Origin of the sequence: Moorena sp. SIO3B2 (assembly GCF_010692525.1) — a bacterium.
Lineage (GTDB): Bacteria > Cyanobacteriota > Cyanobacteriia > Cyanobacteriales > Coleofasciculaceae > Moorena > Moorena producens.
Window position 1 is genome coordinate 1 of the sequence record NZ_JAAHHE010000111.1, and the last position, 13,779, is coordinate 13,779.

Below are 13,779 nucleotides of genomic sequence, written 5' to 3' on the forward strand. Positions count from 1 at the left end.
TGATGGTTAACAGTAGGGGTTTCAAATGTCCACTGTTGTAATTTCTCTTCATCCTCCTCTGGCTCCTCTTCAAAAACAATGATGGGAACTTCCGCTTCAAATTCAAAAGGTTCTAAGTTGTCAGTGATATCAACTGTCCCCTGATCAATCTCTTCTTTCTCCCGTTTGCGTTTCGCTACTTTTTCACTTAGTTCTTGTGCTAAATTGGCGTATTCTCCTCCCCAAGTGGTAAAAACTGCTGCTTTGACTTCAGCAAAATAGAGCTCTCGATCCCCAGCAACACCTGGAACAGACCCGCTTGGGTTGGGAATCAGTGCTGGAAAATCCCGCAGACTACCATAACGGTGCTCTATGAAATCTCCAATTTCCCGCCAAATCTCAGTGGTGCGTTGAACTGGACTATTTCCTAGCAGTAACTTCCGAATTCCCGGACGAAATTCATACCAAGTTTCGGGAACAGTTGCCTGGTCTGGCCCCAAGGAAGACTTTTGGATAAGACCACTAAAAAAAACTTCTGCCAGATGCCAGTGTTCGCTATCGGGTAAAAACCACTGTTGTGCCAAGCGCATCACTGGAGGAATCAGGGGAACAGCAGCCAGAACTTCCGCAAGTTCTCGGGCTTTGGGGCTAGCATTAGCCAAGAATCCTCTCAGTAACTGTTCGGGAGTTTCCGCCACTGATTCAGTAGGATTCGTTTTCGCTGTTTCGGAGCTATCCTGTCTAATATCCTGTCTAATTAAAACTCCTTGAATCGAATTGCTGCCACTGCCGGTGGTAAAATTCGCCCAAGTGCTCAAGTGGTTAACAGATAAATTGAAAATTGGAAATTGATATAACCTAGCAGTTGTACGAAGCCTAGCTCCTACTTCTAACATGGAGTTAGGGGACTCTGGCTGACGAGCAATTAATGGTCGTTGAATTGCCTGATCTAGAGCTGTGCGCTGCCATAGGGTTTGAGGAAAAACATGGGCAATACTAACAGGATGCTGTTCTCCTAATTCTGCTAAAACCTCAAAGGCTTGACTGGAATACCAAGCTTTTCCCAAAGTATCCGTTAAGGCAATAAAGAGTCGATGTCCTCCTGGTGCAATCAGGCTACGAACATCCCGTTCAATCCGGTCAACACCTGAAAACAATTGGGGCGTAGGTTCTCTTGTATCGAAGTGCCAAATCCGGACATCCCGGAAAAACCCTTGCCAGCGAAAAAGGGTTGCCACCCCTTCTGCTAAATCTCCCCAAAATGCCATGGAAGGGGAGCAATCAATCAATAAATGTACCTCAAACCATCGCTCTAGGGGAGAACGAAATGCCAGCATTGGCAATCCATCAGCTTCCGCTGTTTGTTCAACGGTTGCCTCAATATCCAGTTCATTGGCTAGCAGTCCAGGAACACGTTTAGATAAAGGCAACAGTGCTTTACTGATTTCCCTAGGTTTCGGTAAGGGAAAGGGGTCAGGAACACGAATAGGAGAGCTGTAATTACTGGACGATGATTCGGGTTTTTGAGGGGAAGTCGGGGCATGGTCGGACGGTTTAGGATAAGTCCTAATCGGTATCTTTTGTTCTGCTTTTTCTGTTACTGAGGGAGGAGTCTTTGGATAATTGTCTGAGGGATTTTCAGTGGATGATTCCTGATACAAATAGTCTAAATCCTCTGGTGGTTTGATGTCTTGAGACAATGGAGGAGCAACAATACGATCTACGTGAGCCAAGCACCAGATCAGCTCTGCCACTTCTGTATCATCTTCCCACCATTGATTTTTTTCACTCACCATTTACCCCTGACCTCACAGTGATTTGAAGATAGTATTCAATACATCTTTCCGTTTTTCTTCAGTCAGGTCATCTCCTTGTAGTAATAAATAGATAGCATTCAACAATTGATCCGTCGCTAACGTTGTGTCTCTTGCCTTAATCCGTGTCAAAAATTCCTTGATTAATTTCCGAGCTGGCTCATCCAGTTGCTTTAAATCGGTGGCATCAAAGCGGTTTTCTAAAATTTGATAAAAACCCTCTTCGGTATCAGGTTGCTTGAGAGATAACCGTAGACATCGGCGTAGAAAGGCTGGTGGAAACTCCCGTGCTTCATTACTGGTCATCAAGACTAAGGGAAACTCTTGACATTGAATTAATCCTTTGTCAACCGAAACTTTTTCATCACTATCATTGCTGTGACTGCGGTAAGGAAGTACCTTTTGGGAGTCCGTGTTTAAGCGAGAAAGTTCTGGAATCTCAAAAAATCCTTCCTCAAATATATGTAAGAGATCATTGGGCATATCAATATCACTCTTATCAATTTCGTCAATTAACAGCACTGCCGGTCTACGGGGTTGAGATTGATGAAATGCCATACCCATTGGTCTTAATCTTAAATAGTTACCAATGTCAGGTTCTTCAATTTTCTCTGTGTTACCAACTTGTTGCCTCAGTAAAGACACTTCTTGTAGTCGCCCAATGGCATCGTAGGCATAGAGACCATCTTTCAAAGTAGTGCGAGAAACAATTGACCAGCGGTAAGGCCCCGGTAGTCCCAATTCAGCTGCTACCGCATAGGCTAAGGATGTTTTGCCAGTACCGGGATTTCCTTCAATCAGTAAAGGGCGACGTAAACACAATGCAGCATTCACCAATTCTACCGCTTGCTTGGTCGGAACAAACCCCAATGCCCTTGGATTAATCTTTCTTACGATGTCTTGGGTATTTTTTGATTCTGCTTTTTCACGCCATTGCTCAACTGACAGACCAAAGGTGCGCCAAGGCGGGGGCGGTGGCATACGACTCAGATGTTGTTGTTGCTCTTCTGGAGTTGGTAAACTTTCCGCACTAAGGGTTAAGCCCCGGTAGATGCGAAGATCCTGCTGGTCAGATGTTGGGTCTTTTGGCATTTTAGTCCACTACGTCGGTATTCAAGGGTCTAGAGCTTCGGGAAGGCTTCGGATATAAATCATCCCAGAGAAGGGTTACTTCTAAGTCTTTGTATTTTTTGTCTTGGCGTAATTTGAGTATTTTGTTAGGCCAATTTTGCCATTCTGAGAGGTTTAGATGCTCTCCTTCAATCAGAGGTTGGTTCACGTTCCGACTCCAGACCGCAATGGGTAAAGCCTCTTCAATTCTTTCTAGATCGGAATCTGATGGGTCTGTACCCATATAATAGATATCATCCCCTTCAAATTCCCCAGGGACACTGGGTTCAGTTACTGGATTATTTACATCATTCCATAACCCTTGCTTCTTGACTTCAATCTCATCACGAATCTCAAGAAAATCTTGATCAAAATATCGTTCAAAGGAGTTGATAAAAATTGGATACTCCTCACCCAGGGGTGTTAGGTTTCTCCCTCGCTTAAACCTAATATTATCCAATTGTGTTTTGAAATAGTTGAAGGGAAGAAAATACTCAATTGTTAAATTAACTCGTGCAGGTAAACTATAACGAGCCTTGCGAATTAAGTTGGGCAAAATTTTTTCAAGATTAGTGTATAAACTCTCATTCTCTTGCTCAGGGAAACTCTCTTCACTTTCCCGAGGTTCTAAGCGTATCTTCTCTGCAAACCGACCAAGTGGTAAATCCTGACTTTCCAGCCAAAGACTCATACTCAAAAATAATGCACCAGAGGCTTGTCCTGTACCATTATCATTATCAACCTCTGGTTCAATTTCAACTTGAAGTCGCAGATTTTCTTTCTTAATCAGTTCTTGAAATTTTAAATCAGCTTTTTTAACAGATTCTTGGATTGTAGAGAGGTTTGCCTCTTCTCTATATTTTATAACTTCCTGTTGCCAATTTTTAATAGTATTAGCAAGTAGCCTCAATGATATATTATTCTGTTTATAAAATCTTTGGCGACACCATTCTGCACAAGCCACTAGAGGGCATATTCCTCTTGAAACTGGTTTTTCTCCTAATTCAGTCAGTCTTTTTTTGATTTCTGTACAATCCAGAATAAATTCATCGTATAAGACAAGATTTTCAATATTTTTAGAGCTTAAAATAAAGGAGTTAAGCTGAAGTAAGCTATCTTCTGGGTGTTTCTTTAATTCAGCAAAAAGTTTGCTAATCAGTTCATCTTGCTTTTCTTCCCATGTTTGTCTAGTCTTAGGCAGAATGGGAAAGAAAATAGCAGATATCTCAGAGCCAGAAGCTGAGTAGGAAGCACGTTGATTTGAGCAAATAATCTGATTAATTTGGTCAACTAGATAATCTAGAGGAATATATAAATTATCGTACTTTTTTAAATCGTTAATAACTTGCTCCAAAGCGCTAGAAAATACATCTTCTTTTGCTGTATCTTTGGCACGACAAGCCGCAATCCCATGAACTGCGATACCTGCTCCTTTTACCGGTTGGTATTTCTGAACAACTTGTGTAGTAAATTTCGAGACATCACTTATTCCGACCCCAGAATAACAAGTATCAATAATATACAGGATTTGTTTGATCTTAACTCCTTCATTGTTCAAAGGACGAACTAACTCTTCCGTTGGTAAGGATGTCTGAGGAAGTTGATTTAGAATCGTATCTTCCATTAAAAGATAATGTCTATCTCCTTGGCAATATTCACCATGACCGGAATAGTAAAAGATTACGCGATCGCTCTCACATCGTTCTTGCTGAAGCCAATTTGAAAATTCTTTGATTAAATCATCTTTCTTCGGATTTAAACGAAGATTTGTCAATGCTTCTTCATATCCAAATTGCTGAGTGAATAAATCAACCACTCTCTGTAAGTCTGTCGGCACACTATCCAAGTTATCTACATCGTGATCGTTGTAATTACTTGTGCCACAAGCGATTAAATAATACCTGGGTTTTCCCGCCATATACCTCGTCTACTCATCCATCAAGCCTAACTTAATAGCTTCTCCTGTTTCAGATGCTGTGAAATAGTTACTGGCATTGTGAGGATCAGATCTATTATAAATAAGTTTATCTTCGACTAATCCGTTAAATAAAGGATTTAACTCTTTTTCTAAAGCAACAATATCTCCTGCATCGGCAATATTGATCCACTTTTTTACACTTCCCGGCCAAGACCCCAAATTAGAGACCGGTGAGGGTTCCAGGCGATCAAAAATCAGCCCTTTTATCCCCAATGGGGAACCTAGAGTCACAAAAACCTCCACGGACCATTCTGGGTGTTGGCATAGGGCTTCGTAACAGACAACTGACCCCAGAGAGTGACCAACCAATACACGGGTATCGTGATCTATGGCTTCCACAATGCGTCCGCGAATTTGCTGTCTTAACTCTGGATTATGGAAGTAACCTCCAACTTGTTTCAGAAAAGAAATCACGATTTTTTCAGCAACACCACCAAAAAACCTAGAACCACTTAAGGCATTTAAAGCTTTTTGAACACGTCTCGGTGTTGCCTTTTCTGTTGATAGATCGGCTGGGCCTTTAATATCGTCTTCTACTTTGGCTGCTTCTTCCCACCATTCCAGCAGGAGTTCCTTCTCCCAATCCGAGTCAATATCACTGGCGTCATAGTTAGGTATCCCCATTGCTGATTTTGACCGACCTCTGAACAGGTCTCCATAAAAGGCACAGCGGAATTCATGATCAGAATCTAATCTAGCTCCAACACGCTCCAAACCATCCTTTAGGGCTGGTAGCCATCGATCATAAATTGTATTACTACCTCTAAATTCTTGATTAATCCCATGAACACCCACAATCTTAGCCATACCATTACCTACCTATCTGTGTAAGGATTGGTTCAAATACTAGAATCTCAAAGAGCTTCCGCAGCCACAGGTGCTGTAGCAAAGCTAGCAACTCCTCCAGCAACTTTAGAAACTTTGTTGTTATCGAGAAAGTTCTGAAAACTTACCCTTATACAGAACTTACGTGGTTAAGTTGATTTCGCCCCCCTAGCCTCCCAATTTTGGGTGGGAAATAAACCTAACCGCGTAACTCCTGTTTATATTATCAATTTACAGCAGTCGCCAGGGCAGTTAGGACATCGACATTAGTCTCACACCCTTTGTAAGCGCAAGAGTTTGACTTCTGACTTCTGACTTCTGACTTCTGACTTCTGACTTCTGACTTCTGCTATACATGATCAATCGTTAAATAAAAAAAAAGAAAAGACTTTTACCATACCAAATATCGTACACTAATCCAAAAGTGCAACTACTGGGGGCAGGATAGGGTTTGACTGGCTGCTGGCATAGGAATCCAATTCACTATGGAAAATGCAGTTGATAATCCCTGTTTAAAAGCTGCGGTAATCAAAACAACTTAGGGACTAAATCAGGTTAAAATCTGGAATATAAACTATAATTATAACAGGTAATAATTATCTACCAGATGATATAAATACTTTACTCATAGTTTAGTTAAACCAAGCCATTTTATTAGACAGTTTGGCTTGATTTTGGTTTAGATAATTTTACAAACTAAACTTGTGATTACTAGTTGTGATTACTAGTTGTGATTACTAGACATTTTTCGATACCAGTAAGTTCAAGTAGTTCTTATATCCTTCTTATATACTGCTTATATACTTCTGATCAAGTAGTAGTTATTATAAAGTCCTCTCTATCTCACTAAGTGATTTCCATTAGTCCCATGACACTAAACCAGGTTTTAGGGTTTTTGCTCATTGTTACCGTCTGTCCTATCTTAGGCGGACTACCTCTGATTGCCTGGATTACCTATGTACTGACAAGGCGTAACCTAGCCCAGGTCGGTACTGGTAATATATCAGTTTCAGCCGCCTTTTACCACGGAGGAAATCTGGTTGGTGTCTTGGCAGTGCTCTCAGAGGCAGGAAAAGGAATTGCAGCAGTCTTACTAGCTCGCCACTTCTTTCCCAGTGAATCAGCCTGGGAATTGATCGCTCTAATCATGCTGGTCTTAGGTCGTTACTGGATAGGCAAAGGTGCAGGGACGACCAATGTAACTTGGGGAGTATTATGCCATGACCCCATTCTCGCATTGCTGGTATTTTTGATTGGAGGGATTAGCTTTACCATTTTCCGCAATCCCAAACATGGCAAACGGGTGATTTTAGTCTTGTTCCCAGTGATTCTGGCTTTATTGCATCCCCAGGATGTCTCCAGAATTGTAATTGCCACCAGCTTGAGTCTATTATTAGCTTGGATTTATCAAAAAATTCCCGATGACTTAGACCTTCCGAGTGGAGAAACTCAAGCAGAATCTAAGAAAGTGTTTCATTTTTTCCAAGGCGATAGTGCCGTAATTTCTCTGGACACCAAACTAGACCCTAAAAAAGTTGGGCAAAAAGCTGCCACCCTATCCCAGCTGAAGCGTTCTGGTTACTCCGTACCTGTGGGCTGGGTACTCCCTCCAGGGGATGATCCAGAACCTTTGCTCAAATACCTACCCGTTTCTGAATCTGAACCCCTGGTAGTGCGTTCTTCCGCAGTGGGAGAAGATTCAGCCCAGGCTTCAGCCGCAGGGCAGTATCAAAGCATCTTGCAGGTGACCAGCTCAGCGGCACTACTGGATGCCATTAATCGAGTCTTAGAGTCTTATCGTAATCCAGTAGCTGCACAATACCGTCGGGATCAGCAACTGCCAGATACAGCGATGGCTGTGCTCATTCAAAAACAAGTCAAAGGGGTTTTTTCTGGGGTTGCTTTCAGTCGTGACCCTATTTCCCAACAGGGAGAAGCTGTTGTGGTCGAAGCCCTACCTGGATATGCTACACAAGTTGTATCGGGTAAAGTAACACCAGAGCAGTACCAAGTTTATTTCCAGAAGTCAGGGCAGCAAGAGGATTCAGCAGAAAGTTTGCCCTCCTCACGGATTGAGGGGAGTGGTGATGTCCCCCCAGCCTTAATCAAACAAGTGGCGCTCTTGGCACGTCGGTTAGAAGACTATTACCAGGGTCTTCCCCAAGATCTTGAGTGGAGTTATGACGGTCAAACCCTTTGGTTACTGCAAGCACGACCTATCACTACTCTACAACCAACCTGGACTCGTAAAATTGCTGCGGAAGTGATTCCAGGAGTAATCCGACCCCTAACTTGGTCGATTAATCGTCCCCTCACCTGCGGTGTTTGGGGAGAGATTTTTACCATAGTGCTAGGGAAACGAGCTAAAGGAATGGATTTCACCGAAACCGCCACCCTGCACTATTCCCATGCTTACTTCAATGTTACTCTGTTGGGGGAAATTTTTCGGCGTATGGGTCTACCCCCAGAAAGTCTGGAATTTCTGACTAGGGGAGCTAAGTTTTCCAAACCACCGATAAATACCACTATAAAAAACGTACCTGGTTTACTACGATTGCTCGGTCGGGAATGGCGTTTAGACCAAGATTTTGAAGCGGATTACCAAACCCACTTTCTGCCCCTATTGAATCAGCTTTCAGCAAGAACCCAGTCGGAATTATCTCCAGTGCAACTCCTAGAACGCATCGACAGTATTCTGAAGGTGTTGAAACGAGCCACCTACTATAGTATTCTTGCTCCCCTTAGTATGTCCTTGCGGCAGGCACTACTCAAGATTGATGACAAAGAACTAGATAACAGCAAAACTCCAGAGGTCGATAGTATGCGAGCCTTAGCTAAGATAGCAGCAGATGCTCGCCATTTATTAAGCCACGAACAAATTATCTATGACAGTGGAGCCTCTCTGTTTGCCACCCTAGCAGAAATCCCAGATGGTTCCAGTATTTTAGAGCAGTTTGACCGCTTTCTTGAGGGCTATGGTTACCTTAGCGAAGTGGCAACCGATGTAGCAATTCCCCGCTGGCAAGAAGACCCCCGAGCTGTTAGAAAGTTGTTCGCTCAGTTTCTAGCTCATCCACTGCCCCAATCTCCAAAACCTATAGGGCAACACTGGAAAGCTGAAGTGGTACAAGCACGGCTGGATCTCAAAGGTCGAGTGACCCAAGTCTACTCTAAGCTGATGGCTCACCTACGTTGGAGCTTCTTGGCTTTAGAGGCACGCTGGCTGCTGTCAGGTTTACTATTGGAACCAGGGGACATTTTTTTCTTGGAGTTAGCCGAAATTCGCTCTCTAGTAGGTAGTGATAACCAGGAACTCAGACAACAGCTTCAAGAAATTGTGCAACAACGACGGACTAAATTTGAACAGGATGCTCAGCTGACTACGGTACCTTTCCTGGTTTATGGCAATAATCCTCCCTTACCCGCTGAACCCAAATCTTTAGCTGGGTCTGAGCAACGACGGCTACAAGGCATTGGTGCCAGTTCGGGACAAGTACAGGGTTTGGTAAAAATAGTCAAAACCTTGCAAAGTGATATCACTATTGACCAGCAAACCATTGTGGTTGTACCCTACACCGATTCTGGTTGGGCACCATTACTCGCTCGTGCTGGTGGCGTAATTTCTGAAGTAGGGGGACGTTTATCCCACGGTGCCATTGTAGCCCGAGAGTATGGTATCCCAGCCGTAATGGATATTAATCATGCCACTGATATATTACGAGATGGTCAGCGGGTCAGGATTGATGGTCAGTTGGGCACAGTTGATGTATTGGACTAGTATAGCGGGAGTAGGGAGTAGGGAGTAGGGAGTAGGGAGTAGGGAGCGGTGCGACCTACTCCCAGATCCGCTGTTCCCTACTTCTGAAACAAGTCTATGTTAAATTAAGTCATAATTGTTCCATCCATCAACTTCTGATACCGATACTCTAACTCGACTTTCATTAAAGGGTAATTATCCAATATTTCATCCTGAAGAATAATCTTTTCTGCTGCATCCCGCGCCAAATTTAATACCTCTTGGTCTTCTACCAAACTAGCTAGAGCAAAATCTGCTAACCCGGATTGGCGCTTACCTAAAACTTCCCCAGGACCACGAAAACGCATATCCATTTCTGAGATAAAAAAGCCATCCTGGGATTGTTCTAATACCCCCAAACGTTGTCTGGCTGTTTCAGTATTAGAACCACTGACTAAAAGACAATAAGATTTGTCAGAACCTCGACCCACACGACCCCGTAATTGGTGTAACTGAGATAACCCAAACCGTTCTGCATTTTCAATCATCATTACGGTCGCATTGGGTACATCTACACCCACTTCAATCACGGTAGTTGAAACAATAATTTGGCTCTTGTTATCCCGAAAAGCACTCAGTGCTTTATCTTTATCGGCTGAATTCATCCGACCATGAAGTAACCCAACCTTAAATTCTGGAAATATACTCTCAGACAGTCGTTTATGCTCCTCAATTACCGAGCGTAAATCTAATTTGTTCGATTCCTCAATCAAGGGCAATACCATATAGGCTTGCCGTCCTTGAGCCACTTCTCGACGAATCAAGTCATAGGCATGTTTTCTCTCTTTACCCCGTAGCACAGTTGTCTGAATCTTCTGACGACCAGGGGGCAATTCATCAATCTGACTCACATCCAAATCTCCGTGGAGGGTTAGCGCTAGGGTTCTGGGAATTGGTGTGGCGGTCAGAGTCAGCACATGGGGAGATTGACCTTTTTGCTGTAAACGAGCCCGTTGCTTTACCCCAAACCGATGCTGTTCATCAATCACCACTAAACCCAAATTGTTGAAGTTCACTGGGTCTTGAATCAAAGCATGGGTTCCTACCAACAAGGGAAGTTCTCCTGTTTCTAGCTGGGAATGAAGTTTTCTACGCTTAGAAACTTTAGTGGAACCTGTTAGTAATTCAACGGGAAGGTGTAGTAAATTAAACCAATTTACTAACTTACGATAGTGCTGTTCAGCTAATACTTCAGTGGGAGCCATCAAAGCGGCTTGATAGCCCGATTGAATTGCGGCTATAATAGCATAAACTGCTACAATAGTTTTGCCGGAACCGACATCTCCCTGAACCAATCGATTCATGGGTGTCTCTGATTCCATATCCTTGAGAATCTCATTGATAACTCTTGTCTGAGCCCCGGTTAATTCAAAAGGAAGCAGTTGATTAAATTGGTCAAAGAGTTTACCAATCGGAGCCATGACCGCACTGCTTTGGGTTTTACGCTGAGCTTGGCGGCGCTGGAGAAATCCGAGCTGTAAGTATAAAAATTCATCAAAGACTAAGCGCCTTCTGGCATCAGCAAGGGTGTCTGCATTTTGGGGAAAATGAATGTTTGCGATCGCATCACAGACCCCCATCAACCCATATTCTTTACGAAAGGTTACTGGCAAGGGTTCCTTAATCAAAGAAGTGTAGGGAAGTGCAGCAATTATTGCCCGCCTGACCATGTCGGCTGGTACCCCTTCTGTTAGGGAATAAACGGGTACAACTCGACCTATTTTCATCGAGTCAATGGTACCCCCTGGATGCTCTAATACTTCCAGTTCCGGGTCTTCTAGGGTAATCCCATATTTATTTTTCTTTACCAAACCCGAAGCAGCTACCACTGCTCCCACTGGATACCGTCGCTTTTGTTGATACTGCCAGCTACGATTACTGTAACGAAAGCCAGCAAAAAAACGACTGAGCTTAATTTGACCAGTAGAGTCTTTTAAGACTATATCTAAAATAGTTAATTTTTTATTACGGGGGCTACTGAAGCAGTTACAGCGCTTCACCGTACCCATGATAGTGACTGTTTCACCAGGTACTAAGTCAGCCATATTGACCTGACGGGCATAGTTAATATGATCACGGGGATAGTAATAGAGCAAGTCACGCACTTTGTGCAGACCCAGACGTGCTAAATACTCACTGTTTTTACTACCCACTGCTGCCAACTTAGCCAGTGGTAGGTCAAGGTTTTTTTTACTACCAAGCTCTGAGGATGCCTGTTGTTTCTCCACCAAGGGCTTGGTTTTAGGCACTCTGACCATAGGATGTTCTGTTTGATATTTATCTTCAACTAAACGGCGTTGAGTGTTCTGCTTCAGGTCGTTGAGAAAGCGGCGAGTATCAGCTACCAGATGTTGCCTTTGCTGTAGCGTCATCTGAGAATAACGGGCAAACTGATTGCCGATGTCCTGCCAACGCCGTTTCTCAGTTGATGTTAGGACATTAGGAGTCTTACCAAAACTGAGGCAGAGGAATTCACTAAAGCGGTATTGATTCCCTTCCAAATCAGTAAAGCCAACTCTTGCTTCTACCGACAGGGCTTTTTGCAATCGCACCCAATCTGGTAATTCGGTCATTGGTCTTTGGTCATTGGTCTTTAGTCTTTGGTCTTTGGTTTTTAGTCATTGATCATTACCTCAGTTTAATCGTCAAACCAGCTGGCACGCCATGCTGCTTCGGCTTGAGCAACTGCCTTTTGCCGCTGTTTTTTGTAATACTCTCGCTTCAGTTGACTCATTTTAGCTAATAGATCTCTAATTTTCTTACGTCCAGGGGTCAAGTTAGGGTCTGCAAATTCTATCTCAGATAAGCGCAGCTTAATGGCAATAATACGGGTTAATCTGGATTCATCTGTTTCGCCATCACCTTTAGTTTCCATCATTATTTTGATAATATTGGGGGATTCAGCCGTTTCGATTGCAGATGCTTCGACTTTTGCCGCTGCTTCTAGGATTTCTTGGGGAAATTTGTCTGGTATAATTGAGGATTTATGCAAGATCCGATTGGTTTCCACAGAGACATCTTGAATAGTTTTGGTGATCCCACTCTCTAGGTGCTTGAGCCATTCTTCCAGTTTCTCTATGCTATTTCGTGGGTTACTCGTCAACTCAGCTGCTGGTGATGGCTCGGTTGGAGCATTAAAAAATGGAGAGTCTTCTGTAGATGAAGGTATTTCAGAGTCATGATCAGAGTCATGATCAGAGTCATGATCAGAGCCATCAGTAGTAGCTGACCTTGACTCTTGCCACTGTTCTAGGAGTGATGGCAACTGTTGTTGAGTCTCTTGAGCCAGCTTTCGTAGGGATTGCTGTAACTGTTGCCGACTGTTAACCGACAAATTTAGAAAAGACTCAGGATACCCTTGAGTACAAATCCGATAGGCAGCCATAATCAGCTGCTGCCCGACGCATTGACCTAAAAAGGTCAAATAGTTAGAGTAGGTTGTTTGGAATTCTTTTGCCAAATGGGTGATGGCTTCCTCTAAGGCTGCCAATTCCTGGTCAATTCGATTCACTGCTGTTATTTATACAATTCCATAGCTAATCCCTTGAGCATATCAAATACATGCCTAGTCTACAGTATGCCCATTCTTATAGTTGTACCATGATCGGCTTCTACCCGTAGGAGTGTCAAATTCTCGTTCGCCCAATTAGCTCCCCAACTAGACGTTGCATCTGCCTAGTTTTAAGTACGATCATTTTTTGTGAAAAACAGTATATATTGATACAGAATTATAACAGAAAAAGATATTAGATCAAAACACCTCAAATACAAACCTATCAACTAGTCAATAACCTCACCTAATCCGAAAGGATGTAGATGGGTTACTAAAGAGGTAAGACTTTATTAGAGTTGACCAAAAATTTTGGGTTTCAAGCCTGGCCTTTGGCCACGCTACTTGAGGTGCCCTTCTAGGGCGACTTTTCCAGAGTTGATACATAATGAGGATGTAGCCTAGCACAGGCAGGATTCGTCGGTACTGCCAAGCTCCCCAACGACGTAAAGCGATGCTAGTACACGAGGCGCGAAAAACCTCATCGGTGCGCTTGACCCGTAATTAAATTCGCCACGGGTCGCACCGCCAAAACCCATGGATCAAGCGCGGATACCGAAGAACCAGTAAAGTCAACTTTCACCAATTAACGTACCGTGGGGCACAGGGGAACGTATTTAAACGCTTAGGGAGACAAGCCCACTGGGGTTAGTTAAATTAGGCTCGGTATTTGGTTCTTTAGAACGGATACTTGGCTTAAGTATTGCCTTTCGGATAGCTAATTTTA

Annotated in this window: 7 protein-coding genes; 1 reads left to right on the forward strand and 6 read right to left on the reverse strand. The window is 43.3% G+C overall.

Features of this window, described 5'->3' with window-relative positions:
- From F6K38_RS21300 to F6K38_RS21315, 4 genes are all read right to left on the reverse strand, one after another.
- A partial coding sequence (locus F6K38_RS21300; RefSeq protein ID WP_287357391.1) for an SAV_2336 N-terminal domain-related protein occupies nucleotides 1-1,775 on the reverse strand: 1,775 nt, incomplete at its 3' end.
- Nucleotides 1,776-1,787: 12 nt separating this feature from the next.
- Nucleotides 1,788-2,885, reverse strand: coding sequence for an AAA family ATPase (locus F6K38_RS21305; RefSeq protein WP_287357393.1), 1,098 nt, complete (start codon nucleotides 2,883-2,885; stop codon nucleotides 1,788-1,790).
- Between the two features lies 1 nt (nucleotide 2,886).
- Nucleotides 2,887-4,821: a VMAP-C domain-containing protein gene (locus F6K38_RS21310; RefSeq protein WP_287357395.1), complete on the reverse strand. Its 1,935-nt coding sequence runs from the start codon at nucleotides 4,819-4,821 to the stop codon at nucleotides 2,887-2,889.
- Nucleotides 4,822-4,830: 9 nt separating this feature from the next.
- Nucleotides 4,831-5,688, reverse strand: a complete 858-nt coding sequence (locus F6K38_RS21315) for a lipase family protein (protein ID WP_287357396.1) — start codon at nucleotides 5,686-5,688, stop codon at nucleotides 4,831-4,833.
- A gap of 886 nt (nucleotides 5,689-6,574) precedes the next feature.
- Between F6K38_RS21315 and F6K38_RS21320 the strand changes: the two genes are divergently transcribed.
- Nucleotides 6,575-9,484: a glycerol-3-phosphate acyltransferase gene (locus F6K38_RS21320; protein WP_287357398.1), complete on the forward strand. Its 2,910-nt coding sequence runs from the start codon at nucleotides 6,575-6,577 to the stop codon at nucleotides 9,482-9,484.
- A 104-nt stretch (nucleotides 9,485-9,588) separates the two neighbouring features.
- On the opposite strand, the gene recG is transcribed toward F6K38_RS21320, so the two are convergent.
- Nucleotides 9,589-12,075: an ATP-dependent DNA helicase RecG gene (recG, locus tag F6K38_RS21325; RefSeq protein WP_287357400.1), complete on the reverse strand. Its 2,487-nt coding sequence runs from the start codon at nucleotides 12,073-12,075 to the stop codon at nucleotides 9,589-9,591.
- 65 nt (nucleotides 12,076-12,140) lie between these two features.
- On the reverse strand, nucleotides 12,141-13,013 hold the full coding sequence (locus F6K38_RS21330; protein ID WP_287357402.1) for a hypothetical protein: 873 nt from the start codon (nucleotides 13,011-13,013) through the stop codon (nucleotides 12,141-12,143).
- Between the last annotated feature and the right edge of the window lie 766 nt (nucleotides 13,014-13,779).